This is a genomic window from Lentilactobacillus diolivorans DSM 14421 (genome assembly GCF_001434255.1).
GTDB classification, from domain to species: domain Bacteria; phylum Bacillota; class Bacilli; order Lactobacillales; family Lactobacillaceae; genus Lentilactobacillus; species Lentilactobacillus diolivorans.
Map to the genome: position 1 here is coordinate 1 of NZ_AZEY01000100.1, position 284 is coordinate 284.

The following is a 284-nucleotide window of genomic DNA, read 5'->3' on the forward strand; positions in this document are numbered from 1 at the left end:
ATTGCCAACGTCAAATCGATAATGGCCATTATTTTAATTTGGATTATTGCGGCGGCAATTTATCCGCAGATTTCTGATCGGGTTGCGCCAAAATGGCGAGGAACTGTTTCAACATTTTATGGTGTTGGATTTACGATTGCTCAACAAGGGTTTGCACTATTGGCTGCTCAATTCCTGGGGAACGTCAAGGTTGGTATTTACGTTATGGCGAGTTGCACGGTCGTATTGGCCATCATTCACGAACTCTTGATTCAAGAAAAAGGCAACCTTGATGAACCAAAAGT

1 pseudogene is annotated in these 284 nt (G+C 42.6%); it reads left to right on the top strand.

The features are described 5' to 3' along the window. Nucleotides 1-284 (top strand): annotated as a pseudogene (locus FC85_RS12510) (MFS transporter); the annotation flags it as partial.